This is a genomic window from Parerythrobacter jejuensis (assembly GCF_039536765.1).
GTDB classification, from domain to species: domain Bacteria; phylum Pseudomonadota; class Alphaproteobacteria; order Sphingomonadales; family Sphingomonadaceae; genus Parerythrobacter; species Parerythrobacter jejuensis.
On record NZ_BAAAZF010000001.1, the window covers coordinates 2824858 to 2849166 of the forward strand.

Here is a 24309-nt window from a genome sequence, read left to right on the forward strand (position 1 = left end):
GGCCCACGTCAACGCATGTCAGGAAACGAATCCGACTTTCCGCAACGCGCGATAGGCATAGGCCTTGCCGCGATTGCTGCGCGGCCAGCGGCCAGGAGCGGCGGGATCGATGCCAAGCTTGCGCAAGATCCGGTTGAGCCCGCGGGCATCGGCCTCTTCGAAGCTCCAGTCACTGCGCCAAGTGATCGACAGCGAGATAGAGCTCTCGGGCCCATTGCGAACAAAGTGAGGCGCCATCACGGGCACGAACAGCGCTTCGCCGGCAGTGATCGCAATCTCGGTTCCGCCCGTTGCGAGGTTGTCGCTCCAGACGAGTTCGCGGGCGCCCCCGGAATGGTAAGTCTCGTGCACCTCGTCCGGCGCGTATTTTGCGTCGCCAGCGGGGAATTGTGTCATCGTCTTGCCGCCCTTGATCTGGAGCAGGATGTTATGCTCCGGATCGAAATGATAGGGCGTCACGGCATCGGGGCTGGAGATAAAGATGAACCCTTGCGGGCGCAGCATTGCCCCCGTCTTGGCTTCGATCTCGTCGTGGATTTCATCGAGCAACCGTCGCAACAAAGCTTCGTAAGCCGGGACTTGCTCAATGTTCTTGAGCACGGCCCAGCTGTTGCTTGTCGCAACCTGGCGGATGGTATCTTCTATCGAAAGGCCGGTGGTGCCCGGCTTGCCTTCGACGCCGATCGGCAGGTCGCCCCGGTTATATTCGATCGAGCGGGATGGCAGCTTCCCTGCAAGTGCGGCCAGAGCGTCTAGGGCCAGCAATTCGTGTTGGCGCAGATTATGCGTCAGCTTGTGCGGTGTTTCCGGATAGTTCTTGGCAAACTGCATCCGGGCCTCTGGCGGGAAAACATCCTGCGGCAGATCATCGACAATGTCGGGTGCGCTATCTGGTGAAGGTGTGCGGGCGAAGTCCATGGGTCACAGGCCTTTCGGGAATGAACCGGTTTCAATGCGGGCGAGGGCGCGCATGGCATGGCGGCGGATCATGCCGCCCAACGCCACATTAACGCGCAGGATGGTGCGTTTTTCGCGCCAGATCCGTTCGATCATGGGATGATCGGCGGCAGCGCAGCTGTCGCACCAGGCGATATCGTCCTGATCGAGCAAAGCGAGGTTTTCTCGCTGGAGCAGGACGCCTGGGGAGAATCGGGCGTACTCTTCATCAAAGGTCGTCTTGAAGCTGTAGGCGCCCGGTGGCGTGATAAAGCTGGCAAGCATTGCAATCTGGCGTCCGTCCAGTTCAAGGGACAACCGCTCCAACCGTCCAGCGTGTGCCGCCCCGGCTAGCGCGTCAGCAAAGAAGGTGCGGGTCTGTGCTGCATCGGCGAGGGCTGTGCTTTGCTTGCCCTTCCAGCCCGCCTGTTCGAGCGCGAGATAGCTGGATATCCATTCGTCGATCCCCTCGGCATCGGACCAGCGAAGGAAGACGAGGTCACCCTGTTCGGACAGGCGCTTGTGCTGGCGGCGCAATTCCTTGCGCTTCTTGCTGCTCATCGATTGGGCGAAATAGTCCTCGGGCGAGAGGTCGGAGACGAGCAAGGCGCGTTCGTCTTCCTGCACAATCGTTGCTGGCCGGCCTTGCAAGCGCGCGACATCACGCAATGCGGTGTGAAGTTGCCCGCCTGCGGGAAGCCCTGCGAGATGTAGAAAGGGCACCAAATTGCCTGATGAGTCCGCCCATTCCAGCAGGCTGGACCAGAAGATGGTTTCGTACCCTGTCGCCACCAGCGGAGCGCCGCAGAAGGCATTGTGGTGGAGCCAGATCGAGACATGCGGGATCGCATGATCATAATAATCGCGCGAACGGGTCAGCGGCATCAGGCCCACAAGTTCATCCTGATCGAGCAGGGTGAACAGAAGGACGCTTTCGTCGCCGTCAAACTGCTCAAGCGCGGGCTTTAGCGCCCAGCGCTCGAAAAAGGGATTGGGCTCGCAGGCATGGCTGGCAAGTGCGTCCCACCGCTCGGGGAGCGATAGCGCCGGTGACTGGCGCCACGGATCAACCCGCACGACAGGTGCAGATACTTCCGCTTGCGCCAGAATTGCCCCGGTGTGGCGTGTCACGCGTTAACCCTCGCATTGGGCGGCCCCTTGCCGCCATGCGCCCGCTTACAGGGGAACAGCTTAGGAGCCGTTAACAATGCGAAGGGGGCGCCCCCACCGCAGTGGAAGCGCCCCCATGGTAATCTTTGCCGAAGTGGCGGATCAGAGTGTAAAGTTCAATTCCTCGGCCATCTTCACAGCAGCCGCATCGAGTTGTTTGGGCCGCTTGGCATAGTCAGCGTCACTCTCGATGAAGGCAGGGTTGTACTTGTGGGCCCACGCCGTCGCCGTGCCCAGCCATTCCACACGCGTGTCGGTATAGGGCAGATTGTGAGTGTTCTTCGGCTGCTCGAGATAGACGAAGTCACGCCCTTCGACTTTACCGGCGCTCTTCAGCGAGTTTACCAATGTCCGTGCCTGCTCGTAAGGAACGCGTGCGTCGCGCACTCCGTGCACAATGGCAATTGGCGACCAGTCACCGCCACCATTCTTAGCCGGGCTGACCGTATCAAGGTCTGCCGCGCCCTTGGCGAGGTAGTTGGAACCGAACTTGCCCAGATAACCGACATCATACTGACGCATCAGTTCCAGGTCATAAACGCCCGCCCCGGCAATGGTGCAGCGCCAGCGGTTCGGGTCGCGCTGTGCTGCGCGGGCCGAGGCATAACCACCGTAGGACCAGCCCATCATGCAGGCGCGATTGGCATCGACGATACCTTCTTTGGCGAGGTGATCGATTGCGTCGTTCAGGTCATCCTGCATCCGCATTCCAAAACCATCGTCACGGCCCATCTTGATAAATTCGGCGCCATAACCGCCCGAACCGCGATAGTTCGGCTGAACGACGACATAGCCTTGCTCTGCCATCGCCTGGTTCCAACCAAAGCCGTCATAATCGGCCGTGTCACGCGGACCGAAGGGGCCACCATGCGTAATCATCATCACCGGCAGGTTCTTTTGCCCGATCCGGTGGCGCGGCATGGTCACGATCATTTCGATCTCGACCCCGTCCGATGCCGTGTAGCGCATGGCTTTGACCGGGTTCAGCTTGGCATCCTGCAGGCCGTTATTGGTCCAGCCGATGGTTTTGAAATCGCCATTGTCGCTGTTGTAGTAGAAGAAGCCACCCATTTGGCTGGTGTCGGCCACGCGAATGACCATCTTCTTCTGGTCTTCGCTGCTCGATACCACCCGGGCATTACCCTTGCCGAAAGACGCGTCGAGAACCTGTTCCTGGATCGCCTTCATGAAGGGATCGAAATATTCTACCCGGCTGCGGTCTGTGCGGTACTGCACGCCGATCAGCTTGTTGTCTTCCTTGTTGCTGATCACACCATCGACGTCATAGCCGTCTACGCCGAACAGCTCTTCACCCAGTTCCATGGTTGCAAGGTTCACCTTATAAACCTTGTTGAATCCGGTATGGTTGCTGGTGGCAATCGCCATGTCCGGCTCGTCGAGGAAAATCTCGGGATTTATGCCCTCACCGGTGAAGCTTTCGTCGACGACCTTCTGGACCGTCTTGAAATTGCCCTTTTCGCCCGGACGATAGAGCATGCGGGCTTCGCCGCTGTCCGGGTCGTAAGCCGATCCCATACGAACATTGCCATCGCCGTCTGCAAACCAGCCGCCAACGATCAGGTTGGGGCGCTGGACGCGAGTATAGCGACCTGTTGCGACATCAACCTTGACCACTTCCGGGCGACGCTGGTCAGCGCCGCTGGAATAGCTGCGGTTGGTCCGCTGGAGCAGGAATTCGCCCTTTTCGTGATCGATGTGGAGCATCTGGCTCGCATTGCCGCCCGAATCGCGCCAGACCAGCGGTTCGGCCTTGCCGGTGTTCACGTCGAAGCCGACCAGGCGAGCCAGGTCAGCACGCTGGCCGAAGAGATTTTCCCGGCTGACCAGCTGGAAGACAATGTGATCATTGCCGACCCAAGTGTAGAAACCGACGGTACGGTCACCGGCCTCGCGGAATTCGCCCGCAGATGCGAACACCTTCGGCCGGGCCTGGGGATTGTTGAGGTCCAGCACAGCGTACACTTCTTCGCCGTCGCGATTGACTGTCATCGCCAGACGATCGCCATTGGGCGAGATCCGGACTTGTTGGGTGCTGGGAATAGCGCCGATCACGCCAAGATCGATCGGCTGGCCGGTAACGACGATTTCTTCGCCCGAGCCGCCGTCCTGTGCAATCGCCACACCCGTGGTAGCCGGCGCAAGGCCCATTCCCAGGACGGAAAGTGCAACAGCGCTTGCCCCGCGCAATGCGAAATTCTTGAAAGACATGAAAAACCCCTTGAATCCAAATGCGACCAATGGACCGGGCGAGGCTCTCCCGGTCAATGCGGCCCTTGGGCCATGTGCTCTCAGGGGGAGAATCCGAGCCAGTCCTAACTCGTGAGGCGGAGCTTACGAAAGCTAGGCTGAACTGCAAGTGAAAACCCCGCCCGGATTGCTCCGGACGGGGTTTTCAGGCCAACTTTCGTTGGATCAGGGCTTGCGCCGGTTAGCCGGCAGCAAGTGCCGCCAGCAAAAGCAGCGCGACGATGTTGGTAATCTTGATCATCGGGTTCACGGCCGGGCCGGCAGTATCCTTGTAAGGATCGCCAACCGTATCGCCGGTCACAGCAGCCTTGTGGGCTTCCGAACCCTTGCCGCCGTGATTGCCGTCTTCGATGTACTTCTTGGCATTGTCCCATGCGCCGCCACCGGCGGTCATGGAAAGGGCCACGAAGATACCCGAAACGATCACACCCAGCAGCAATGCGCCCAGCGCAGCAAAGCCATTGGCCTGGCCTGCAACGAGAGTGATCACGAAGTAAACAACTATCGGTGCCAGAACCGGCAGCATCGAAGGAACGATCATCTCCTTGATCGCAGCCTTGGTTACCAGGTCGACGGTGCGGGCGTAATCAGGGCGACTGGTGCCGGCCATGATACCCTTGTCCGCAGCGAACTGCGCACGCACATCGACCACCACGTCACCAGCGGCACGGCCAACAGCGGTCATGCCCATGGCACCGAACAGGTACGGGAGCAGGGCGCCGAGCAGCAGGCCAACGATAACATACGGATTTTCGAGGCTGAAGCTGACCTGGAGATCCGGGAAGAACTCCTTGAGGTCGGCCGTGTAGGCGCTGAACAACACCAACGCCGCGAGGCCAGCCGAACCAATGGCATAGCCCTTGGTCACAGCCTTGGTGGTGTTACCCACGGCGTCGAGTGCATCCGTCTTCTCGCGCACGCTTTCGTCCAGTTCAGACATTTCGGCGATACCGCCGGCATTGTCCGTAACCGGGCCATAAGCGTCCAGCGCAACAACCATACCAGCAAGAGCCAGCATCGAAGTAGCCGCAAAGGCGATGCCCATCAGGCCCGCGAGCTGGTATGTCACGATGATACCCACCACGATCACGATCGTCGGCAACGCGGTCGATTCCAGGCTGATAGCCAGGCCCTGGATGACGTTGGTGCCGTGACCGGTTTCGGACGATTTCGCAATCGAGCGAACGGGGCGATACTCGGTGCCGGTGTAATACTCGGTAATCCAGATGATCAGGCCGGTAACCGCCAAGCCCACCATCATCGACCAGAACAGGTCCATGCCGGTGAAGGTCTGATCGCCGACCGTGAATTCAGCACCCATACCGATCGCATAGTCGGTCGCCCACCAGATGGCAGGGATCGAGAGAACGGCGGTGGTGATGAAGCCCTTGTAGAGGGCGCCCATGATGTTGTTCGATTTGCCGAGGCGGACCATGTAGGTGCCGATGATCGACGTCACGATGCAAACACCGCCAACCAGCAGCGGCAGGCTCATCAACGCGGTCAGTTCAGCCGACGCCATGCCGGTAAACAGCAGGGCGGTCAGAACCATGGTCGCACCAACGGTCACAACATAGGTCTCGAATAGGTCAGCAGCCATGCCGGCACAGTCGCCAACATTGTCACCCACATTGTCAGCGATAGTCGCCGGGTTGCGGGGATCATCTTCCGGGATACCGGCTTCGACTTTGCCGACCAGGTCGGCGCCGACGTCGGCAGCTTTGGTGAAGATACCGCCACCCAGACGGGCGAAGATCGAAATCAGCGAGGCACCGAAGGCGAGGCCAACAAGAGCATCAATGATCTCGCGCTTTTCGGCGAGAACGGTGAGGTCCAGACCCATCGGGCCGGTCAGCACATAGAAGAAGCCTGCAATGGCGAGCAGCGCGAGGCCTGCCACCAGCATGCCGGTAACGGCGCCCGCGCGGAATGCCACGGTCAGACCTTCCTGCAGGCCGGTCTGTGCAGCCGCCGCCGTGCGGACATTCGAGCGAACCGAGATGTTCATCCCGATAAACCCGGCAACCCCGGAAAGGATTGCGCCGACCACAAAGCCGGCGGCCGAAATAGCGCCCAAAAATACGAATACCAGGATCGCAACGACCACACCGACCATGGCGATGGTGGTGTATTGGCGTTTCAGATAGGCTTGCGCACCTTCCTGAATCGCACCGGCGATTTCCTGCATTTTCTCGTTGCCCGCAGTTGCTCCGAGCACCTGGCGACTGGTGATAAAGCCGTAAATAACGGCCAGCAGCCCCAGAACGATCGCGATCAGTACAAGATCCACGATTGTCTCCCCTAAAAGTTTCTTGTTCGTTCGATAGCCAAAGGCCCCGCTTGCACAGGGCCCATGTGGCACGCACCGCTAGAGACCGAAGAGCGCCTAGGCAAGCTTTTCTGCGACGGATCGAAGGGGCATCCCCAGCCTTGGTTTGGCCGTACCGAAATGGGGCGCACAAACTCTTGGATTGCGCGGACTCTTGCCGGATTCCATGGTTAGCAGTAAGTAAACACCCATGCAGGTCGCGATAAAAAGACTGTTCGCCATTATGCCGCTTCTGTTCGGCCTGGGCTTCATTGCCCCGTTGATCGCGCAGACCATGGCGGTTTGGGAGTGGGATGCCCCGCTGGGGTTGAGCCGGATTGCCCTGGGGCTGATTGTCGGCGGCTCCTGGGGGCTTTACGCGACGATCCGGGGGCGCTGGATATGACAGACCGGCCGGATATCTCTGAAAAGCCATTCGATTTCGATCTTGGACCCGACGATGTCGGGACAGGTGACGGGGGCGGAACCGACGTCAGGAACCGCGATCCCTCAGCGATCCCGCTGTCTGGTGACGACAGTCTCGACAAGTACACGCGGGTCGAGCTTCTCAAGGAAGAGCGCGAGATAGCGGCGCGGTTCCACGGCGGCCCGATGTGGGGCTATGTCGCGGCAGCCTTTGGCGGGTTTGCCATCTGGGTTTCGATGTTCCCGCTGACTATGCTGGGGATCGTGCCGGTATGGCTTGCCCTGATCATCTCGACCTTTCTTACGGTTGCCGGCTACGTTACTTGCCATGAGGCAATGCATGACAATATCGCCAAGCGTGGCGAGAAGACGCGCTGGATGAACCAGTGGGTGGGCGAAGTCTCGCTGCTTCCGATTGCCGTGCCATTCAGCATGGGCAAGATCACCCATCTCGAACATCACAAACATTGCAACCATCCCACGCGTGACCCGGATTATACCGACGAAGCGCCAAACATGCTGATGGCGTGGTACAAGACCTGGTGGAACCGCCAGCCCCGTGTCGACGGGACAATCAACCGGTACAAGAGCGTGTGCGAACAGCTCGATACGCCGGAATCACAAAAGGCTCTGAAACAGACCGCTTATGTACAGCTGTTCTACCTCGCGACCCTATTTACGATGGCGTGGAACGGTTTTGCGATCGAAGCAGCTGTGTGCTGGTGGCTCCCGCGCCAGTTGGGGCTGAGCTGGATCCGGTTTTTCCTCAGCTGGGCTCCACATCACCCTCGCGAAGGGCAGACCGGGCGGTACGAACAAGCTTATATCTTCAAAAGCAAAGTCGGGCATTTCTGGTCAATGTGCATGGAAACACACCTGATCCATCACTTGTATCCCGGAATTCCGAACCACCGGACCAGAGACGCGTATCTCGCGATGAAGCCGATCCTTGAAAAGCGCGGAGTGGATTGCTCGGCGATCTGACCCCCTAGTGTTGGTATCCCAGACCCTCGGGATCGAATATCGCTACACCATCGAGAAGTAATGGAGGCTCGCCTTCCTCAACTGTACCGATAGGTGCGGCCTTTACGGGCAGTTCTACATGGGCAGGGGCGGTGAAAAGCAATTGATAGTCGTCACCCCAGCGCAAGGCATCCTCGCGCCTGTCCTCCGGCGCTGCCAGCGGCACGTCGTCGGTTGCAATTGACAGGGTGACAGCGCTGGCCGTAGCCAAACGCCACGCGTCCAGCAGCACACCGTCCGAGACATCCATCATCGCGGTTACCATCGGGGCGAGAGCTTGGCCTTCGGCCAGAAGTGGATGGGGGCGCAAGAAGGCAGAGCCGAGGGGCGCTTCGCCAGCCTTGATCGCTTCGAAATCGATTATGGCGGCGCCAACCGGGCCGCTCAGATAGAGAATGTCGCCGGGCCGGGCTCCGCTCCGGCTGGGAACAGGATCGCAGCTCGCCTTGCCCAGGGCAGTCAGGCCCAGGCTGACCGGGCCACCACCGGCGCTGACGGTATCGCCGCCCAGCAAGGGCACGTCGAATGTGCGAAGCGCGTCTTCCAGCCCGGACAGGAACCGGTCCTGATCGCGGTCCAGGGTTTGCCCCAAGATTACACCGATGGGTTTCGCCCCCTTGGCCGCAAGGTCGGAGAGATTCACGGCGACCAGCTTCCAGGCGACATCGGCCATGTCCTGACCGGGCAGCCAGTGGATGCCCTCGACCATCATATCGTGGGTGATGACAAGCTGCTGGTCGCCAATTTCCAGCACGGCCACATCATCCTGCAATCCGCGTGCGCCGGGATGCGAGGCCAATGCGCGCAGTGCGGAGATATAGGAAAGTTCGCTAGGGGCGGCCATTGCGGGCACTTAGAGTGCTCGCCAGCGCAGGCCAAGTCTTAGAGAGCCGCGAGGAGCTTCTTTGCGTCCATGCGGGTCTTGCGGTCGTCGCTTTTCCTGGCTTGCTCGAGCCAGAACTTCGCCAGATCGTTATCCTGCTCTAGGACTACCCCGCGGGCATATGCAGTGCCGATCACCATCGCAGAGCGTGTGTCGCCCAGTGTGGCAGCCTCATGATACCAATAGAGGGACTTGAGGGGATGGTTGGCGAGACCATTGAGCCCGCCATAAAAGGCACCCGCTTCGCGCATGGCCCAGATATCGCCATCCTTGGCACGTGAGACCAGAAATTCCGCAATCGCGATGGCATCGCGCTCTTGATACAGATCACGGTAACGCTGTTCGTCAGCACGCGACAATTGCCGATTGGCCTCCTTGCTTAGTCCATCCCGAATTCGGCCAAGATCGCTTATGTCCGCACGGCTGGGAAATCCGGTGCGCGGCCCCGTCGATGCGGATCCCGGAGTCGAAACCGAAGATGCAGAAGACTGCGCGCTTGCCGGGGGTGTCAAAGCGGCCAGCGCCGCGAAAGTGACCAAGAAAACAGGCATGCGCATCATATTCTCCCCAACAATGATTGCGGGGATCATGGCTCCACCGGCTGAACAGCCAGTGAATTTCCTTCAGGCTTTACTTGCGAACCTGCTTTGCAAGAGCATCGAGTATGCCATTCACAAATTTCGCCTCGCGATCATCAAAGAATGCCTTGGCGACATCGACATATTCGCTGATCGCCGCAGCAGCGGGTACATCGGCGCGGGCCAGCAATTCGAAGGTACCGCAGCGCAGGATTTGCAGCATGGTCTTGTCGAGGCGTTTGACAGTCCAGCCACCGGCTAGCTTGCCGGTGATCAAATCGTCGATCTCCTCACGACGGGCGTCGACCCCGCTGACCAGATCGTCAAAGAAATCGACTTCGGCATCGGCATATTGATCGTCTTCGATCTCGCGACCGAGACGGTGCTGGTGGAATTCGTTCAGAAGCCGGGCGAGGGCGGTGCCCTCCATGTCCTTCTGGTATAGTGCCTGCACGGCGGCGAGCCTCGCAGCGGAGCGAGACTGGCTGCGGTTGTTGTCTGTGCTGTTCATTTGAGACGCAATTCTATTGAGGCGGCATGGGCCGGCAGCCCTTCGGCATGGGCCAGCTTGACCGCGGCAGGTCCGATCTTTTCCAGCCCGGATTTGTCCATCGAAATAAAGCTGGTGCGCTTCATGAAATCGAGCACGGACAATCCGCTGGCAAAGCGCGCGCGCCGCCCGGTGGGTAAAACGTGGTTGGGACCGGCGACATAATCGCCGACAGCTTCGGGCACCATCCGGCCCAGGAAAATACTGCCTGCATGGCGCAGGCCCTTCATCAGGGCTTCGGGATCATCGACGGCCAGTTCCACATGCTCTGCTGCCAGACGATTGGCGAGGGGGATGGCATCTTCGAGTTTTTCGACGACCACCAGGGCCCCATGCGCATCCCAGCTTTCGCGGGCGACCTTGCGAGTGGGCAGCATCGCGCATTGCACGTCGACGCGATCTTCCACCTGTTCCGCAAAATCGGCATCGTCCGTGATCAGGATCGATTGGCTGGTCGGGTCATGTTCGGCCTGGCTCAGAAGGTCGGCGGCGATCCAGTCGGGATCGTTCTTGCCGTCGGCGATGACCAGGATTTCGCTCGGGCCGGCCACCATGTCGATGCCGACCACGCCATAGAGCTGACGCTTCGCCTCGGCGACATAGGCATTGCCGGGGCCGGTGATGACATCGACCCGCTTGATCCGCTCGGTGCCATAGGCCAGCGCCGCAACTGCATGCGCACCGCCAACCCGCCAGATTTCATCAACACCCGCGATGTGCGCGGCGGCCAGAACCAGCGGATTGCTATCCCCTTTGGGCGTCGGCGTAACAATTGCCAGCCGTTCCACACCCGCAACCTTCGCCGGGATGGCGTTCATCAACAGCGATGAAGGATAGGCCGCGCGCCCTCCTGGAACATAAAGCCCTGCGGCATCGACGGGATACCAGTTGGCCCCCAGGCGTACACCCGCATCGTCAGTGTAGTCGCGATTATTGGGCAGCTGTGCCTCGTGATAGGCGCGTATGCGGTCAGCAGCGAGCTCGAGTGCCTCGCGTAGATCGCTATCCAGCCCGTCATAGGCTGCCTTGCAAGCAGCAGGCGCAATCGACCAATCTTCGTCGGTGGTCAGGTTGTGCTGGTCAAACCGGGCCGAGTATTCGACCAGCGCAGCATCGCCTTTTCCCTTAACCCGGGCGAGGATATCGAACACATCCCGGCCGACATCGCGCGAGCTTTCGCGGCGGGATTCCACCAGCTTTGTGAACTTGTCCGCGAAATCGGGATCGGAAGATTTGAGCCTCTGCATCAGGCTGCCTTGCGCTTCTCGGCATCGGCGCGGAACGCTTCGACCAACGCAGCGACACGGCTGTCGGTTTTCAGTGCGGCGCGATTGACGATCAGACGCGCCGAAATGTCGATAATCTTGTCTTTCTCGACCAGGCCATTGTCTTTCAGGGTGCGGCCGGTCGAGACCAGATCGACAATCCTGCCTGCCAGGCCGAGCGTCGGGGCAAGTTCCATCGCACCGTTCAGCTTGACGCATTCTGCCTGGATACCCTGTCGCTCAAAATGACGACGGGTCAGATTGGGGTACTTGGTTGCGATCCGCAGGTGGCTTGCCGTCCCGACATCGCCGGAACCATCCGCAGGCTCGGCCACGGACAAGTGGCAATGGCCAATATCCAGATCAACCGGAGCGTAGAGATCGGAATAGTCGAATTCCTCGATCACATCGGACCCGACAATGCCCAACTGCGCAGCGCCGTGGGCGACAAAAGTTGCAACGTCGAAAGCGCGTACGCGGATCAGGCGCATGTCTTCGCGGGTTGTCGCAAAAGACAAGGCCCGGTTGGACTTGTCGTGGAAGCCATCCTCGGGCACCACGCCAGCGCGCGCCATCACTGGCAGCGCCTCCTCCAGAATGCGGCCTTTGGGCACAGCGAATGTGAGCGAGTTTTGCGGCATGGCGCGCCAAATAGGCAGCGCAGGGCCAAAGGGCAATTGGAAAGGACACACCTTAATGGCGCAAACCGGCAGCATCATGGACATCAAATCGCTCCCCGACGCCATCGAATGGCAGGCGAAACATGCCGAGGAGGGCGGAGCGCCGGGAACGGCAAAGGTGATCCGGGGGCTGCTGGCTGCTGCCAAAACGAATACCGCAACTGGGCGCCGCATGGCCAATTGGCAGGGGCTGACCCTGAAGGATGCAATGCCCCTGCGGATCAATGGCGGCCTGCACAATCTGGTGCTGACCGGCGAGGATACACGGCTCGGAGCCGTCTATGGCGGGCAGATGACGGACCAGAGTGCAGTGAATGCTTTGGTCTGCGAACTGGTTGAGACGTATGATGCGCGATTGCTTCCTTGGCTCGATGGGCCACCCCAGACCAACGAAGCGGGCCGGTCCGCCAGCCTGATGGCGGGCCTGCTGTGGTTGGCCCAGCATGTGCCCGGACAATTCGAAATGCTCGAACTCGGATCAAGCGCGGGCATCAACACGATGATGGAGCGGTATTTCTTCGATCTGGGCGGGGTTCGCACCGGGCCCGGAAACAGCCCGATGCGGATCGCGCCGGAGTGGAAAGGCGGCCCACCCCCTTCCACATCGCCCCGCATTATCGCGATCCGAGGGTGCGATGTCGCCCCGATCGATCTTGGTGATCCGGAATCGGCGATGCAGCTGAAAAGCTATGTCTGGCCCGAAGCAACTGCCCGGATGGGCCGAATCGACGCCGCAGTCGACCTTGCGCGTGAACGCGCTCCCGATGTAGTCAAACAGGATGCCGGTAGCTTTGTTGCAGAAGCGCTCTCCCGGCCACAGGAAGACGACGTCACCCGCGTGCTGTTCCACTCGATCGTGTGGCAATACGTCCCCGATGACCAGCAGGAAGCGATCCGCGCCGCAATGGCCGAAGCCGCATCACGTGCGACCGCGCAAAAGCCACTGGCCTGGGTCAGCCTCGAAACCAATCGTGAGACTTTCCGGCATGAATTGCATGTAAGCTATTGGCCCGGAGGTGAAACCGCCAGCCTGCTTGCCTGCGCGCATCCGCACGGGGCGTGGGTGGAGTGGCTCTACGACTAAGCGGTTCGGCAAAGGAACGCCTCGATAGCGGCGTTCACTTTGCCGGGCTGTTGCCACAACAGGAAGTGCCCGCAATCGGGAATGGTTTCCACTGTCAGGTCGGTAACATGCTGCTCCAGCCCCTCGATATTTCCCGGTACCAGGGCGTGGTCGTCCATGGCCCATATCACCAGCGTCGGGATTGTGATTACGGGCACTCTTGGCAGCTTCGCATCGGGTGGAATTTCGAACGGAGCAACGGCGGGCGGCACCACCATAGGGGTGGCACGGTACCAGTTGATCATGCCGATAGCCGCTTCTCCATCGCTCCAATCGGCTAGAATTGCGGCGCGTTCTTCTGGATCATCCTCGGGCAGCGCACCGGTGGCATTGCCGGTCCCTTCGATCAGGGCGCGCAGGCCTTTCGCGCGGATTTCATCGTCGCGCGAGGTATCGCGATAGAGCCGCATATATTGCCCGGCTTCGCGCTGGGCCGGATCGGTCCATAGCAGCTTGGAATAGATCACCGGATGCGCGGCATTGCACAGGATCGCGCGGTCGACCCGATCGCCCTGGCCGCGCATGGCCACCGCCCATGCCAATGCGCCGCCCCAGTCATGGCCGACAATGCTAAAGCGGTCGATGCCGAGCGCATCGGCGAGCAGGAAGACATCGCCGATCAGCTTGTCCGGCGTATAGTTCTCGACGCCTTCAGGCTTGGACGAACCGCGATAGCCGCGTTGATCGGGAGCGATACAGCGATACCGGTCGCTGAAACGGGTGATCTGCTTACGCCACGTGCGATGGCTTTCGGGAAAGCCGTGCAAGAAAATCAGGGCCTCGCCATCGCGCGGCCCTGCATCCACCACGTCCAGTGCGATCCCGTTGGCGAGAGTGACCCGCACCTGTTCCATGCTGCTCAGCTGTCCGCTTCCATCTTGTCCATATATCCCGCTGCCACCATCCCGGCGACCTGGTCGAACAGCTGGTCCGGCGTGCGTCGCATTTCGCCCATGGCTTCTTCCATGCCCTGGGCAACAATGATCTCGCGGTCGCCGTTGGAAACTGCGTCGAGCATGGTTTTTGCGGCGTCGTCGGCCGGGATGCCGTTGTCGATCACTTCATCGCTGCGGCCCCGCTTGGTGCCATCGGCACTCAGTGCATTGCGGCTGACATTGGTCGCGACCGATCCGGGATAGATTACGTGGACATCGACCCCGTCGATCGAAAGCTCGCCGCGCAACGCGTCGGCATATCCGGCAAGGCCGAACTTGGCAGCCGAATAGGCCGTGCGCATAGGCACGCCGACCTTGCCTGCGATGGAGGAGATGAACAGCAGCTTCCCGCTTCCGCGCGCGGTCATGTGGGGCAGTAGCGCTTGCGACGCGGCAATCTGCGCCGTCAGGTCGATATCGATGATGTCGCGATAGACCTGCATGTCGGTCTTGGTCGCACGGCTGCGCTGCGACACGCCGGCATTGGCGACAAAGCCGTCCAGCCCGCCGGAATTCGCAGTTGCCCAATCGACCGCCTGTGTAGTGGCGGCGAGCATCGCAGCATCATCCCGCACATCGAACGGCAGGACGAGGGTATCGGTAGGGATATCGCCCGCAATCCCCGCCAGCCGGGCTTCGTCGCGGCCAGAAAGGATCACCCGTGCGCCGCGTGCACCCAGTTCTGTTGCCAATGCGGCACCAATGCCGCTCGAAGCGCCGGTAATCCACCAGGCTTGACCTTCGTAACTCATGTCCTCTCCTTCACTTCAATCTCTTAGTCGCTACGCGTCAGCGGTTGCCCGGGGATCGGGATATATTCTTTGTCGTCGCCGGGCACGGTGGGGAAGCGTCCCTTGTTCCAGTCATCCTTGGCCTGCTCGATCCGGTCCTTGCTGGAACTGACGAAATTCCACCACACGTGCCGTTTGGTGGCAAAGGCTTCGCCGCCCAGCAACATGATCCGCCCGCCGCGATCTGATGACAGCATCATGGTGTGTCCCGGCTCCAGCACAGTGAGCGCGTATAGTTCGAGGGACTGCCCGTCGATGGAAGCCTCACCGCCCACCAGCATCACGGCGCGCTCATCCGCGTCACAGTCGATCGGGAGGCTGCCGGTGGGGGCCAGGTTGATTTCGGCGTAGAGCGTGTCCGCATGGGTCGTCGTGGCAGCGCGCTTGCCCCATAGCTCACCCATGATGACAGTCGCTTGCGCGCATTGATCCTCTACCACGGGAAGATCTTTTACGGCTTCGAATGCCGGATCGATCTCCTCGCAGCCATCGGGCAGGGCAAGCCAGGTCTGCATCCCGTAGAGTTTTGGCCCTGCATCACGCTCCGCCTGCGGGCTCCGCTCGGAATGAACGATGCCTTTGCCCGCGGTCATCAGGTTCACCTGGCCCGGGCGAATGGTCGAAAAACTCCCGATACTGTCGCGGTGATCGATCGCACCTTCAAACAGCCAGGTCACAGTGGCGAGGTTGATATGCGGGTGCGGGCGAACGTCCATGGCCGTGCCGATATCGAGTTGGGCCGGCCCGAACTGGTCCACAAAGATGAACGGCCCCACCATGGTGCGTCCCGGCGTCGGCAACGCTCGACGGACCTGGAACTGGCCCAGATTGTGGGTGGTGGGGGTTATCGTCTGGGCGATCATGATCCGGCATCCTTATCGATCAATTCGGCGACATTGCGAGGGAAGATATATTCGTGCCAATCGGTCAGCTCAGTGCGGGTGAACCAGCGATGTTCCTGCATGACGCGTTGTTCGAGCTGGGTATGCCCTGACGTATCAATCCGGGCCTCCGAGACCCGGATTCTGAAATATCGCTCGTCAGCTCTTACAGGCTCGCCTTCGACCGTCACGAATTCGGGGCAAATCTGCTCGATCTGCGGGCCCGGATCGGCCTCGATACCTGTCTCTTCCAGCAATTCGCGCCTCGCGGCATCCTCGAAGCTCTCGCCAGGATCGCACTCGCCGCCCGCTGTCACCCAGAAAGGCGGCCTGCCATCAACCGTGAAGCGGAACATCAGCAAGCGTTCGGCTGGATCGAGGACAAGGATGCGCGCCGCCCGGCGCAATCGCTTTTCAGTCACAGACTCGGCCATCCGCGTTACTTTCCTCCGGGAACGGAGGCCTTGATCGCCACCGCGTGGACACGCTCGCCCACGATATCGCCAAGTGCAGCGATCACTTGCCGCTGGCGTTGCAGGCGCGACACGCCCGCAAATGCGGGGCTTTCGATGACGACAGTAAAATGCGATTCGCCCGATCCATCATCACCCGCATGGCCAGCGTGCTGGCCGCTATCGTTGATCACTTCGAGCATGGTCGGAGCAAATGCCCGCTGCAATATTTCTTCAATTTCAGCCTGCATCGTGGCCATGGCCTTTGATACCCCTTTCAATCGCGTGCCGCATTACCCATCCTAAAGCGCTATGCGTGGTGACCGGTTCCATGGACGATACGAAAGCTCAGGGCGAGTCTGCGAACACCCTTCCTGCCGCGAGCCGGGCGAATTCCGCGCGCCCGGAAGTTTTGGCAACAGTTTTGACGGTCCTGGCCAGTGGCGCTGGATGTGCCTTGAGCATGTGCGCGAATTCAATGCGGGGTATGACTGGTTCGAAGGGATGAATGCAGAGGAAATCCTTCGCGCCCAGTCCCCTGCCTCCGGATGGCAAACCGAAACCGCTGCTTTCCGCCCGACAGCCGGCGTGGACGGAATGCCGCGCTGGGCCGATTTCAACGATCCGCTTGACGCAATCGGTGCGCGTGTTGCCGGGATCAAAAGCCGCGCCCAGCGCGAAGCGGATATGGCGATGGATGGCAGGTTCAGCCGGGACGAGGCGCAGGCACTCGAAACGATGGGGCTGGGGCTGGAAACGGACCGCAAGAAACTGCGCCGGCGCTATTCCGAGCTCGTGCGCCGTTATCACCCCGACCGCAATGGCGGGGATCGCAAATACGAAAAGCGCCTGAGCAGGGTGGTCGAGGCCTATCAGCTGCTCAGGAAGAGCGCGGCCATCGCCTAGCTTTCAGTCTGCGCCTGTTCGATCAGTTTCTGGTCAATGGCGACAGCTTCCACACATTTCGGACGCGTGGTGCACCGCTCTACATACGCCTTGAAGCTGGGGCGTTCCGCTACAGTGCCGAAGCGCAAGCCCCAGATAAACTGGCTGCCGACATAGCAGTCGGCCATGGTGAACCTGTCACCGCAGACAAAATCGTTCGTGTTCAACCAGCTATCGATCGCATCGAGTGCAAGTTCGAGGGATCCGAATCCGGCCATCCCGGCCCGTTCGGGCGGGACTTCCCAGCCCATGGCAGCGCCGATAATAGCCTGCTCGAGCGGTCCGGCAGCAAAGAACAGCCAACGGAAATAGCTCGCCTTCTCATGCGCATCGGGCAGCAGGCCCGTCCCAGGGTGTGTCTCTGCCAGATAGTGACAAATGGCGGCAGCTTCTGTCACCACATGGTCGTGGCCACCATGATGATGCACCAGCGTGGGGACCTTGTTCATGGGATTGATATCGACAAAGTTGTCAGGCCTTGTGGCCCAGTCGAACACGACCTGGTCGTAATTAGCGCCAGCTTCGTGGAGCGCCCATCGCGCAATCTGCCCGCGGCTCATCGCGACGGTGTAGAATGTGAAATCTGCCATGCTTAAGCCTTCTCTTTGCTGGCCGAATAGATCGTCCGGAAACCGCCGAAGATCATGCGTTTGCCATCAAAGGGCATGTCTGCAGGCGGATTTTTCATCCGTTCGTCCTGCATCATGTCCTCGTGCGCCTTGTCGGAGGCTTCCTTGCTTTCGAAGGTCACCCACGAGAAGACAATCTTCTCGCCCGTCTCCGCGTTCACGGCCTTGCGAAAATCGGTCACCTCGCCCTCGGGGACGTCGACTTCCCAATTCTCGATCACTTCTAGTGCGCCATAGTCGAGAAATATCTGACCCATATCCTCGGCCATCTTGCGGTAGGCGGCTTCATTTCCTGCGGGAACCGCCAGCACCACACCCATCACATACATCGCGTCTCTCCTCCTGATCGCCAGCATTCATGGACCCGGATTGTGACCAGACAATGGTGCTACTGGCGGAATGCCCAGCGCAAGGTCTTGCCCATACCCCACGTGGCGGCACGCGCGGGCAGGGCAGCAAGACCGGGGCGTTCCAGACCCAGCATGGACCGGGCAAAAGCGGGGAGCAACGCCACCGCCTCACCCCCTAGCATCGCTTGGACGGCAGGCGGGGATCCCGGCGGGCGCTGGGTCAGCACGAGGTCGGCAACCTCGCGCGCTTGCGGGCTGGCACGCAAATCTCCGCGCATTTCCCGGAACAGCATTTCTGCCTCGTTGCGGTTTATCGGGACGGGATCGGCGCCCAGACCGCGGGCAATGACGGCAAACTGGCGGTAGTATTCGTCCTGCTCGCTGCCGGGCATATCAGGACGGACATGGCGCAAATATGCGGCGAGGAAACTGGTGGATTCGGCCACATGAACCCAAGCCAGAGTGCGCGGATCGGTAGCGGTATAGGGTGATCCATCGAGCAGGGTACCTTGTACCCGCAGATGAATCCGATTGACCCGCTCGATGGCCTCTTTCGCATCGTCTCGATGCCCGAATGTGGTCAGCGCAATAAAGCGGGCAGTGCGACGCAACCGCCCGTGCATGTCCTCGCGAAAATTGGAATGGTCGAGAACACCTTGCAGGGCGTGCGGGTGGAGCATTTGCAGCAACAGGCCGCGAACCCCGCCCACCATCATGCCGACCAGATCCGCATGCACCATCCGGATCGGGGTATTCTTCTCGAACAGCGCATCATCACTGGGCGGGACGGGCTCCTGCCCGTTCTCGACATCATTGAACACGGCACGCACGCGGCCAACCAGCTGCTGTCTGAGAAATTCCGTGGGTGAAGGCGGCGGCATCGCCATAAGCGTAGTGCAGCAAGGGTCCCTTGGCGAGTGAGAAGTCGCTCCCCATCTTGGCAGCACGCCGTCAGTTTGAGAGTGGAGCCATTGCATGGACGTCAATGCCGATTTTGACCACCGTGTCCACGTCCATTCGGGCCGGATTGACTGGGTGCCGTCGCCCATGCCCGGCGTGGACCGCCGCATGCTGGACCGCGTCGGAGACGAGGTCGCAAGGGCGACGTCGATTGTTCGATATGCCGAAGGAAGCGCTTTCCCCGAACACACGCATGGCGGCGGGGAAGAATTCATCGTCCTGGAAGGCACGTTCCAGGATGAACAAGGCGATTATCCGGCCGGGACCTACGTCCGCAATCCCCCGACAACCCATCACATTCCGCGCTCCGATGATGGTTGCACCATCTTCGTCAAACTGTGGCAATTCGATGCGGCGGACCGGAACCAGTTCAGTCTCGATCTCAACACTGTCCCTTTGGTGGATCTGGAGCATGGGCGCGCCCGGGCGGAGCTCCATCGCGATGCCCACGAAACAGTGGCGATCGAGCAGTGGCAACCGCACGGAACCTATGATGTGGGCGATGCCGGGGGTGCCGAAATCCTCGTCCTCGACGGGCTGCTGCAAATGGATGCCACGCGATTGGCGCGGCACGACTGGTTGCGCCTGCCCAAAGGCGATTTGATCAGTCTGAAAGCGGGGCCGGAAGGTGCCAGATTCTGGATCAAGACCGGGCATCTCGACCATCTACGGGTCCCGGAAAGCAACTGAATCGGTGCTACAGTCATAATGGGGCATTGCGAGGCGGCCCGGGCTTGTCTAGGTCCGCCAGCGCAATGAACGAGATCACCGACAAGAGCTTCGAGCCCAACGCCAAGACGACCCTTTCCGCGCCGGACACCACGGTGGATGTGCGCGAGACCTTCGGGATCGATATCGACTGGCAAGTCCCCGCCTTTTCCGAGGCGGACGAGCGCGTGCCCGATTTCGACGAAAGCTATGTGTTCGATCCGGACACGACGCTCGCGATTCTGGCCGGTTTTGCCCACAATCGGCGGGTAATGGTCCAGGGCTATCACGGTACGGGTAAGTCGACCCACATCGAGCAGGTAGCCGCGCGCCTCAATTGGCCGTGTATCCGGATCAACCTCGATGCCCATATCAGCCGGATCGACCTAGTCGGGCGCGATGCCATCGTGCTGCGCGACGGCTTACAGGTGACCGAATTCCGCGAGGGCCTGTTGCCGTGGGCCTTACAGCACCCGGTTGCGCTGGTGTTCGACGAATATGACGCAGGGCGCCCAGACGTGATGTTCGTCATCCAGCGCGTGCTCGAGCAGCAAGGCAAGTTGACCCTGCTGGACCAGAACCGCGTGATCCGCCCGGACCCCAATTTCCGCCTGTTTGCGACTGCCAACACGGTCGGCCTGGGTGACACGAGCGGATTGTATCACGGCACCCAGCAGATCAACCAGGGCCAGATGGACCGCTGGAATATCGTGGTCGGCCTCAACTACCTGCCGGCTGAAACCGAGCAGAACATCGTTGCCGCCAAGAACCCGGATGCGGATCCCAAAATGATTGCGGACATGATCAAGGTTGCCGACCTGACCCGCCAGGGCTTCATCAACGGCGATATCTCGACCGTTATGAGCCCGCGCACTGTCATCACCTGGGCCGAAAACACCGCAATTTTCAATAATGCCGGTCTCGCCTTCCGCCTCAGCTTCCTCAACAAATGCGACGAAGCCGAGCGGATGCTGGTGGCCGAGTATTACCAGCGCGTGTTCGGCGAAGACCTGCCAGAAAGTGTCGTCGGCTGAGGTTATTTTGCCCTCGATTTTACTGTGTTGTCTTGCTAATACAGTAAAATGAATTCCCCGTGGTTCCGTAAACTGACGCCGTGGCGGCGCGATTCCGGTAAGCCGGAAGGCGCCTATGCTGGCTATTTTGCGGAACGTGGTGGGGGCACGGAGGAACCGCTCTATCGCTCTGGTTCGCCGCAGACGGACTACGACCAATGGGATCAACGGCTTGACCAGGTTGATCGTCATGTCGACTTGCATGAGCGCAAGAAGCAGCGCTGGTGGCAGCCCTCTTTCTGGCGCGAGCGTCGCAAGCGGTGGTGGATCGCCCGGATTCTTGCGGCGGGCTTGCTGGCCTTCATCGCTCTGGTCGCATTTCTAGCGCTGACGACGCCGCTGGACAAATCGCTGGAGCCGGTGGTTCCGCCCCAGATCACGCTGCTTGCCTCCGATGGTACGCCGATTGCCCGCAATGGCGCGATTGTTGATGATCCGATCGCAGTAGAGGATTTGCCCCCGCATGTGGTGCAGGCCTTTCTCGCGATCGAAGACCGGCGTTTTTATTCGCATTGGGGCGTCGATCCGCGCGGGCTGGCACGGGCGGTTTGGGCCAATGCGACCGGTGGACGGGTGCAAGGCGGCAGCACGATTACGCAGCAGCTAGCGAAATTCACGTTCTTGAGCCCGGAACGCAGCCTGACCCGCAAGGGCCGCGAAATGCTGATTGCGTTTTGGCTGGAGACCTGGCTGACCAAGGATGAAATCCTCGAGCGGTATCTCTCCAATACCTATTTCGGCGACAATACCTACGGGCTGCGGGCCGCGAGCCTGCACTATTTCTACCGCCAGCCGGAAAACCTGACAGTGGAGCAGGCGGCGATGCTGGCGGGGCTGGTGCAGGCACCGTCTGCCCTGCGCCCGACCAAGCATTATGAGCGAGCCGAGACGCGGATGCGGCTGGTCGTCGGGGCGATGGTGGCAACAGGGTATCTGACCGAACAGGAAGCGGCAGGGATTTCTGCGCCTAAGCTGGATGTACGGACCACCTATGATGTGCCGACAGGAACCTATTTCGCCGATTGGGCCCTGCCGGTCCTGCGCAGGCAATCCGAAGCCGGATACGAGCGTCAGGCAATCACGACCACTCTCGATTCACGGTTGCAGGGCATTGCCCGGCGCGTGGTAGCCAATGCCAATCTGGGCGGGGCGCAAGCGGCCATCGTGGCGATGCGGCCCAATGGAGAAGTGGTCGCTATGGTGGGCGGCCGGGATTATCGCGAGAGCCCCTTCAACCGTGTTTCCCAAGCGAAACGGCAACCCGGCTCCACGTTCAAGACCTTCGTCTGGCTCGCCGCGTTGGAAGCTGGCGCCACGCCTGACGACCCTGTTGCCAATACCGAAATCACCACTGGCGGTTATCGTCCCCGCAACAGTGGTGGCAAATATTCTGACAGCCTGACGCTGGAAGACGCCTTTGCCCGATCGAGCAATGTTGCCGCCGTGCGCCTGTTCAACTCGGTCGGCGACGAAGCCGTGATCAAGATGGCGCGCGATCTGGGCATCACATCGCCATTGCCGGCGGGCGATCCCAGCATGGCGTTGGGCACATCGACCATGTCGCTGCTTGAACTGACCTCGGCCTATGCTGGCATTGCCGGCAATGCGTTCCCCGTAACGGCGTCGCCACTGCCACACGAAGAATTAAGCTGGTGGGACTGGTTGTGGGACGGCCCCTCCAGTCTTTCGGGCGGAGTGCATGAGGATATCGAGCGGATGCTGCGCCGCGCGGTCAATGCCGGAACGGGGCGGGCCGCCATGTTGTCTGGCCCCAATTACGGCAAGACGGGGACGAGCCAGGGCAATCGGGATGCGCTGTTTGTGGGCTATGCCGGGGACTTGGTGGTTGGGGTCTGGATCGGCAATGACGATAACAGCCCGCTCAACGGGATCAGCGGCGGCGGCTTGCCTGCCCGGATGTGGCGCGATTTCATGCGCCAGAGTCTGGGGGCGCAACCGGCACCTGAAGCACCGCGGGCTAATCCTTCAGGTCCGGTCCAGCCCATGGATGTGCCCGAACTTGACGATATCCCGCTGGGTGAGGGCGTCCGGATCGAGGATGGCGGGTTGACCATCGAAACCGACCTAGAAGGCGTCCCGCTCGATATCCGCATCGGCCCCGATGGCGTGCGCGTGGATGGCGACGCAATAGAGGAGGCGCAGCGGGAAGCGGAACGGGCGATCGAGCAGGCCCAACGCGACGCACAACGCCAAACGGGGCGATAAATCTAGACTTCGGGTTCCGCCAGCAACACGTTCATGATCGCCGTTGCCCTTGGGCGCTCGCGCTGGTCCTGCCAGCATTCGACCGCAATATTCGCGTTGCGCCGTCCCAGCTTAGTAATGCGTGCCTTGGCGAACAGAGGTGCGGCCTTGGCCGGGGCGAGGAATTGCACTGTGATATTGATGGGTTTCAGCTGGACCTCGCGCTCTTCAGCCTTGAGCGCGAGGCGCAAAGCGGCGTAGCCAGCCGTTTCGAGCAGTCCACTGATCGCGCCGCCATGGTAGAATCCCGGCCGCCCTTCCACTATGTTCTCCCCGCCCAGGATAAGAATGGGCACGCCGTCTTCCCACTCGTTGAATGCAATGCCAAGCGAGGCGGCATAAGGCGTGATCGCGGACAGTTCATTTGCCATCGCGCGACATCCCCGGCAGCGCCATGAAAACACCAGCAATATGCGCAACTGGATCATCCGGATCGCCATCATGGGCGACCCCGCGAACGAATGCTGCCGAGCGGGTTAGGCGATAGCACTCGGCCCGGCCGATGACATTGTGTCGTTCGCGCGCAGGGCGCTGGTAATCCACCCGCAGATCCAGCGTTGCGATGGCCTGGAAGCTCTTCATTTTGGTCCAGATGCACAGGCCGCTTGCCATATCCATCAGGCTGATGATCGGGCCGGAGGCCAGGACGTGCCGCTCGGTCTCACCGATCAGGTCCTCCCGCCACGGCAGCTCCAGCTCGCACCAGTCCTCGCCATGATCCCGGTATTGCATGCCCAGCCAGCCGGAATGGCCGCTGCCGAGAACGAATGAAGCCGCCTTCTGGGGGTCGAATTGTGTCGGATCAGCCATGGATGAAAAAGGCTCTGGGCAAATTGGCGGCGCGTTACAATCTTTTAATTTCAACAACCTGCGTGTCTCCGCCAGCCTATCTGCGCCATCACCCTTTTGGCTGGTGGCTTCAACGAGGGAGCAAAGCCTTATGAACTTTCCAAAAATTGATCTCGCGAACCTGCCCGAACTGGATCAGGCAGCCGGTGTGTTTGGCAGCCTGTCTGATTTCGCGACGGCTGCAACGGATGACCGGATCGTGATCCTGATGGTCTATCTCTACGAAACTTTCCCGCCCGAATCTCTGGTCTAGGAGGGGAT

Annotated in this window: 27 protein-coding genes; 8 read left to right on the top strand and 19 right to left on the bottom strand. The window is 60.6% G+C overall.

The annotated features are described in order from the left end of the window. Positions 1-18: 18 nt before the first annotated feature. The 4 genes from ABD653_RS13770 to ABD653_RS13785 form a co-directional block, all read right to left on the bottom strand. On the bottom strand, positions 19-831 hold the full coding sequence (locus tag ABD653_RS13770) for a cupin domain-containing protein (RefSeq protein ID WP_234032293.1): 813 nt from the start codon (positions 829-831) through the stop codon (positions 19-21). Between the two features lie 90 nt (positions 832-921). Then, complete coding sequence (locus ABD653_RS13775) at positions 922-2067, bottom strand: GNAT family N-acetyltransferase (RefSeq protein ID WP_325065388.1); 1146 nt, start codon at positions 2065-2067, stop codon at positions 922-924. Between the two features lie 141 nt (positions 2068-2208). Next, positions 2209-4335 (bottom strand): alpha/beta hydrolase family protein, encoded by a 2127-nt coding sequence (locus ABD653_RS13780; protein WP_160779206.1) that lies wholly within the window; start codon positions 4333-4335, stop codon positions 2209-2211. A gap of 220 nt (positions 4336-4555) precedes the next feature. Continuing rightward, on the bottom strand, positions 4556-6664 hold the full coding sequence (locus ABD653_RS13785; RefSeq protein WP_160779207.1) for a sodium-translocating pyrophosphatase: 2109 nt from the start codon (positions 6662-6664) through the stop codon (positions 4556-4558). A gap of 229 nt (positions 6665-6893) precedes the next feature. Between ABD653_RS13785 and ABD653_RS13790 the strand changes: the two genes are divergently transcribed. Both ABD653_RS13790 and ABD653_RS13795 read left to right on the top strand, forming a co-directional pair. After that, positions 6894-7088 carry a hypothetical protein gene (locus ABD653_RS13790; protein ID WP_160779208.1) on the top strand — a complete coding sequence of 65 codons (195 nt, stop codon included), beginning with the start codon at positions 6894-6896 and terminating at the stop codon, positions 7086-7088. Next, positions 7085-8092, top strand: coding sequence for a fatty acid desaturase (locus tag ABD653_RS13795; protein WP_160779209.1), 1008 nt, complete (start codon positions 7085-7087; stop codon positions 8090-8092). Before ABD653_RS13790 ends, ABD653_RS13795 begins: the two co-directional genes overlap by 4 nt. A gap of 4 nt (positions 8093-8096) precedes the next feature. Here the strand turns inward: ABD653_RS13795 and thiL are convergent, their stop codons facing one another. The 5 genes from thiL to hisG form a co-directional block, all read right to left on the bottom strand. Then, positions 8097-8975 carry a thiamine-phosphate kinase gene (gene thiL / locus ABD653_RS13800; RefSeq protein WP_160779210.1) on the bottom strand — a complete coding sequence of 293 codons (879 nt, stop codon included), beginning with the start codon at positions 8973-8975 and terminating at the stop codon, positions 8097-8099. Between the two features lie 38 nt (positions 8976-9013). Next, positions 9014-9373, bottom strand: a complete 360-nt coding sequence (locus ABD653_RS13805; RefSeq protein ID WP_160779211.1) for an SEL1-like repeat protein — start codon at positions 9371-9373, stop codon at positions 9014-9016. A gap of 271 nt (positions 9374-9644) precedes the next feature. Further along, a complete protein-coding gene (nusB, locus tag ABD653_RS13810; protein WP_160779212.1) occupies positions 9645-10103 on the bottom strand; it encodes a transcription antitermination factor NusB in 459 nt (152 codons plus the stop codon). After that, positions 10100-11389 carry a histidinol dehydrogenase gene (hisD, locus tag ABD653_RS13815; protein WP_160779213.1) on the bottom strand — a complete coding sequence of 430 codons (1290 nt, stop codon included), beginning with the start codon at positions 11387-11389 and terminating at the stop codon, positions 10100-10102. The genes nusB and hisD overlap by 4 nt, the downstream gene beginning before the upstream one ends. Next, entirely contained in the window at positions 11389-12048 is a 660-nt protein-coding gene (hisG, locus tag ABD653_RS13820; protein ID WP_160779214.1) for an ATP phosphoribosyltransferase, read from the bottom strand. Before hisG ends, hisD begins: the two co-directional genes overlap by 1 nt. Before the next feature lie 55 nt (positions 12049-12103). On the opposite strand from hisG, the gene ABD653_RS13825 reads away from it, so the two are divergent. After that, complete coding sequence (locus tag ABD653_RS13825; protein WP_234032166.1) at positions 12104-13171, top strand: DUF2332 domain-containing protein; 1068 nt, start codon at positions 12104-12106, stop codon at positions 13169-13171. Here the strand turns inward: ABD653_RS13825 and ABD653_RS13830 are convergent. The 5 genes from ABD653_RS13830 to ABD653_RS13850 are packed head-to-tail and all read right to left on the bottom strand — an operon-like array spanning position 13168 to position 16529. Continuing rightward, entirely contained in the window at positions 13168-14064 is an 897-nt protein-coding gene (locus tag ABD653_RS13830) for an alpha/beta fold hydrolase (protein WP_160779215.1), read from the bottom strand. The genes ABD653_RS13825 and ABD653_RS13830 overlap by 4 nt on opposite strands. A gap of 5 nt (positions 14065-14069) precedes the next feature. Beyond that, positions 14070-14897 carry an SDR family NAD(P)-dependent oxidoreductase gene (locus ABD653_RS13835; RefSeq protein ID WP_160779216.1) on the bottom strand — a complete coding sequence of 276 codons (828 nt, stop codon included), beginning with the start codon at positions 14895-14897 and terminating at the stop codon, positions 14070-14072. Between the two features lie 23 nt (positions 14898-14920). Then, complete coding sequence (locus ABD653_RS13840; RefSeq protein WP_160779217.1) at positions 14921-15799, bottom strand: pirin family protein; 879 nt, start codon at positions 15797-15799, stop codon at positions 14921-14923. Continuing rightward, entirely contained in the window at positions 15796-16251 is a 456-nt protein-coding gene (locus ABD653_RS13845) for an NUDIX hydrolase (protein ID WP_160779218.1), read from the bottom strand. The genes ABD653_RS13840 and ABD653_RS13845 overlap by 4 nt, the downstream gene beginning before the upstream one ends. Before the next feature lie 5 nt (positions 16252-16256). Then, positions 16257-16529 (bottom strand): BolA family protein, encoded by a 273-nt coding sequence (locus tag ABD653_RS13850; protein WP_160779219.1) that lies wholly within the window; start codon positions 16527-16529, stop codon positions 16257-16259. 52 nt (positions 16530-16581) lie between these two features. Here ABD653_RS13850 and ABD653_RS13855 point away from each other — a divergent pair, with 52 nt between their 5' ends. Further along, positions 16582-17175 (top strand): J domain-containing protein, encoded by a 594-nt coding sequence (locus tag ABD653_RS13855; protein ID WP_160779220.1) that lies wholly within the window; start codon positions 16582-16584, stop codon positions 17173-17175. On the opposite strand, the gene ABD653_RS13860 is transcribed toward ABD653_RS13855, so the two are convergent. From ABD653_RS13860 to ABD653_RS13870, 3 genes are read right to left on the bottom strand one after another with little or no spacing between them, the layout of a single operon-like run. Continuing rightward, the gene (locus ABD653_RS13860) at positions 17172-17804 is read right to left on the bottom strand and encodes a glutathione S-transferase family protein (protein WP_160779221.1); all 633 of its coding nucleotides are present in this window, start codon (positions 17802-17804) and stop codon (positions 17172-17174) included. The genes ABD653_RS13855 and ABD653_RS13860 overlap by 4 nt on opposite strands. 2 nt (positions 17805-17806) lie before the next feature. Beyond that, positions 17807-18172: a DUF1428 domain-containing protein gene (locus tag ABD653_RS13865; protein ID WP_160779222.1), complete on the bottom strand. Its 366-nt coding sequence runs from the start codon at positions 18170-18172 to the stop codon at positions 17807-17809. 59 nt (positions 18173-18231) lie between these two features. Next, a complete protein-coding gene (locus ABD653_RS13870) occupies positions 18232-19074 on the bottom strand; it encodes an oxygenase MpaB family protein (RefSeq protein ID WP_160780403.1) in 843 nt (280 codons plus the stop codon). Between the two features lie 94 nt (positions 19075-19168). On the opposite strand from ABD653_RS13870, the gene ABD653_RS13875 reads away from it, so the two are divergent. From ABD653_RS13875 to ABD653_RS13885, 3 genes are all read left to right on the top strand, one after another. Further along, a complete protein-coding gene (locus ABD653_RS13875; RefSeq protein WP_160779223.1) occupies positions 19169-19843 on the top strand; it encodes a cupin domain-containing protein in 675 nt (224 codons plus the stop codon). A gap of 65 nt (positions 19844-19908) precedes the next feature. Beyond that, the gene (gene cobS / locus ABD653_RS13880; RefSeq protein ID WP_160779224.1) at positions 19909-20895 is read left to right on the top strand and encodes a cobaltochelatase subunit CobS; all 987 of its coding nucleotides are present in this window, start codon (positions 19909-19911) and stop codon (positions 20893-20895) included. A 48-nt stretch (positions 20896-20943) separates the two neighbouring features. Next, positions 20944-23160 (top strand): transglycosylase domain-containing protein, encoded by a 2217-nt coding sequence (locus ABD653_RS13885; protein WP_160779225.1) that lies wholly within the window; start codon positions 20944-20946, stop codon positions 23158-23160. Between the two features lie 2 nt (positions 23161-23162). Here ABD653_RS13885 and ABD653_RS13890 read toward each other — a convergent pair whose 3' ends face one another. Continuing rightward, on the bottom strand, positions 23163-23570 hold the full coding sequence (locus tag ABD653_RS13890; RefSeq protein WP_160779226.1) for a PaaI family thioesterase: 408 nt from the start codon (positions 23568-23570) through the stop codon (positions 23163-23165). Beyond that, positions 23560-24009 carry a PaaI family thioesterase gene (locus ABD653_RS13895; protein ID WP_160779227.1) on the bottom strand — a complete coding sequence of 150 codons (450 nt, stop codon included), beginning with the start codon at positions 24007-24009 and terminating at the stop codon, positions 23560-23562. The genes ABD653_RS13890 and ABD653_RS13895 overlap by 11 nt, the downstream gene beginning before the upstream one ends. Positions 24010-24139: 130 nt before the next feature. Here ABD653_RS13895 and ABD653_RS13900 point away from each other — a divergent pair, with 130 nt between their 5' ends. Next, complete coding sequence (locus tag ABD653_RS13900; protein ID WP_344705663.1) at positions 24140-24301, top strand: hypothetical protein; 162 nt, start codon at positions 24140-24142, stop codon at positions 24299-24301. The last annotated feature ends 8 nt before the right edge of the window (positions 24302-24309 follow it).

Coding starts and splice junctions, on each gene's coding strand:
- ABD653_RS13770 (WP_234032293.1), bottom strand. CDS start 831: ATGCAGTTTGCCAAGAACTATCCGGAAACACCGCACAAGCTGACGCAT.
- ABD653_RS13780 (WP_160779206.1), bottom strand. CDS start 4,335: ATGTCTTTCAAGAATTTCGCATTGCGCGGGGCAAGCGCTGTTGCACTT.
- ABD653_RS13790 (WP_160779208.1), top strand. CDS start 6,894: ATGCAGGTCGCGATAAAAAGACTGTTCGCCATTATGCCGCTTCTGTTC.
- ABD653_RS13795 (WP_160779209.1), top strand. CDS start 7,085: ATGACAGACCGGCCGGATATCTCTGAAAAGCCATTCGATTTCGATCTT.
- thiL (WP_160779210.1), bottom strand. CDS start 8,975: ATGGCCGCCCCTAGCGAACTTTCCTATATCTCCGCACTGCGCGCATTG.
- nusB (WP_160779212.1), bottom strand. CDS start 10,103: ATGAACAGCACAGACAACAACCGCAGCCAGTCTCGCTCCGCTGCGAGG.
- hisD (WP_160779213.1), bottom strand. CDS start 11,389: ATGCAGAGGCTCAAATCTTCCGATCCCGATTTCGCGGACAAGTTCACA.
- hisG (WP_160779214.1), bottom strand. CDS start 12,048: ATGCCGCAAAACTCGCTCACATTCGCTGTGCCCAAAGGCCGCATTCTG.
- ABD653_RS13825 (WP_234032166.1), top strand. CDS start 12,104: ATGGCGCAAACCGGCAGCATCATGGACATCAAATCGCTCCCCGACGCC.
- ABD653_RS13830 (WP_160779215.1), bottom strand. CDS start 14,064: ATGGAACAGGTGCGGGTCACTCTCGCCAACGGGATCGCACTGGACGTG.
- ABD653_RS13835 (WP_160779216.1), bottom strand. CDS start 14,897: ATGAGTTACGAAGGTCAAGCCTGGTGGATTACCGGCGCTTCGAGCGGC.
- ABD653_RS13840 (WP_160779217.1), bottom strand. CDS start 15,799: ATGATCGCCCAGACGATAACCCCCACCACCCACAATCTGGGCCAGTTC.
- ABD653_RS13845 (WP_160779218.1), bottom strand. CDS start 16,251: ATGGCCGAGTCTGTGACTGAAAAGCGATTGCGCCGGGCGGCGCGCATC.
- ABD653_RS13850 (WP_160779219.1), bottom strand. CDS start 16,529: ATGGCCACGATGCAGGCTGAAATTGAAGAAATATTGCAGCGGGCATTT.
- ABD653_RS13855 (WP_160779220.1), top strand. CDS start 16,582: ATGCGTGGTGACCGGTTCCATGGACGATACGAAAGCTCAGGGCGAGTC.
- ABD653_RS13860 (WP_160779221.1), bottom strand. CDS start 17,804: ATGGCAGATTTCACATTCTACACCGTCGCGATGAGCCGCGGGCAGATT.
- ABD653_RS13865 (WP_160779222.1), bottom strand. CDS start 18,172: ATGTATGTGATGGGTGTGGTGCTGGCGGTTCCCGCAGGAAATGAAGCC.
- ABD653_RS13870 (WP_160780403.1), bottom strand. CDS start 19,074: ATGCCGCCGCCTTCACCCACGGAATTTCTCAGACAGCAGCTGGTTGGC.
- ABD653_RS13875 (WP_160779223.1), top strand. CDS start 19,169: ATGGACGTCAATGCCGATTTTGACCACCGTGTCCACGTCCATTCGGGC.
- cobS (WP_160779224.1), top strand. CDS start 19,909: ATGAACGAGATCACCGACAAGAGCTTCGAGCCCAACGCCAAGACGACC.
- ABD653_RS13885 (WP_160779225.1), top strand. CDS start 20,944: ATGAATTCCCCGTGGTTCCGTAAACTGACGCCGTGGCGGCGCGATTCC.
- ABD653_RS13890 (WP_160779226.1), bottom strand. CDS start 23,570: ATGGCAAATGAACTGTCCGCGATCACGCCTTATGCCGCCTCGCTTGGC.
- ABD653_RS13895 (WP_160779227.1), bottom strand. CDS start 24,009: ATGGCTGATCCGACACAATTCGACCCCCAGAAGGCGGCTTCATTCGTT.
- ABD653_RS13900 (WP_344705663.1), top strand. CDS start 24,140: ATGAACTTTCCAAAAATTGATCTCGCGAACCTGCCCGAACTGGATCAG.